This is a genomic window from Xenorhabdus japonica (genome assembly GCF_900115195.1).
GTDB classification, from domain to species: Bacteria; Pseudomonadota; Gammaproteobacteria; order Enterobacterales; family Enterobacteriaceae; genus Xenorhabdus; species Xenorhabdus japonica.
Genome location: NZ_FOVO01000083.1, coordinates 1 through 1,495, shown reverse-complemented (window position 1 = coordinate 1,495; position 1,495 = coordinate 1). Strand labels below are relative to the sequence as shown.

Here is a 1,495-nt window from a genome sequence, read left to right as displayed (position 1 = left end):
CCTGTCTTTCCTACACAAATATTGCCGGAAGTTGCATCTGTTTTTGAATTTTTGTATTTATTGTGGAACTCAACAATAAAGCCTGTTTGAGGCCCGCGATGCCATTCTCAGCAAATGCCCATAAATGGGCAGAAAAAACTTTTGAACACGCGGAATTAGGTGACTCAAGACGCACGAAACGCCTGATTCAGATTGCCACCTCACTGGCCGAACACACCGGACAATCCCTGATGCAATCCTTAAATTCGCCCGCCGATATTGAAGCCGCCTACCGGTTTACTCGCAATCAGGCAATTTCCCCTCAGGCCATCGCCGAGGCGGGATTCAGCGCCACCCTCTCACCGGCGCGCCAATATGATTGCCTGCTGGCACTGGAAGACACCACGACACTGTCGTTTTCACATGCCTCCGTTAAAAATGAACTGGGATATACCACATCAAGCCAGACATCCCGGGGAATACAGGCCCACTCCGTTCTGTTATTTGCCCCGGCTGAACAACAGGTTGTGGGACTGATTGAGCCGCATTGCTGGCGCCGTAAGCTCAGTGAATACGGTAAAAGCCGAAAGCGTGACTCTCGCCCTTACAAAGAAAAAGAAAGTGATAAATGGGAACGTGCCTCAATGGCGACAGCACAACGGCTGGGAGAGCAGATGAAAAAGGTGATTTCCGTCTGTGACCGTGAGTCGGATATTTTTGAATATCTGACCTATAAAACTGAGCAAAACCAGCGTTTTGTTATCCGTTCAATGCCAAGCCGCCGTATAGAAGAGAGTCAAGACAGACTGTATGATTTTATCAGTACACTGAAACCCGCAGGAGAGCGGCATGTACAAGTCAGGCAGAAAGGGGGACGCAAAGCCCGCTTAGCGCACTGTGATGTCTGTTATGCCGAAGTGACCCTATAAAGTACCGGAAGGTAACACCGGAAACGCAGTGTCTTTAGTTTATGTTGGCTGCCATGAAAAGGGTATGAAGACGGATTAAGCTGGCATCTGCTGACCTCCGAGTCCGTGTGTAGCGCAGAGGACGCACATCGTATCTTCACTTATTACGAACATCGCTGGCTCATTGAGGAATTTCATAAGGCCTGGAAAACTGGCGGAACGCAGGTCGAAGATTTACGAATGCAAAGTAAAGAAAATCTGGAACGAATGATAGTGTTACTGGCGTTCATTGCCGTGCGAATACATCAGCTTCGTGACCTGGGGCTGAATAAAGAAAAAGCGGAAAAACAAAGCTGCGAAGTCATCCTGAGCCCGCAGGCCTGGAAGCTACTGTGGTTAAAACAGGAGAAAAGTCGCCCTCCCCAAGAGCCGCCGAGCCTTTACTGGGCGTATATCAATTTAGGCAAACTGGCAGGCTGGCATGACTCAAAACGGACAGGCCGGGTCGGGTGGGAAAGACTATGGGAAGGCTGGTTCCTGCTACAAACGCTTATTGATGGGTATTTACTGGCTAAATCGGTTGATGTGGAGATGTGACTAAGAGACAG

At 49.2% G+C, this 1,495-nt stretch carries 1 pseudogene; it reads left to right on the top strand.

Annotated elements, in window-relative coordinates:
* Positions 1 to 98: 98 nt before the first annotated feature.
* Positions 99 to 1,484 (top strand): annotated as a pseudogene (locus BM135_RS16370) (IS4 family transposase).
* Positions 1,485 to 1,495: the final 11 nt, after the last annotated feature.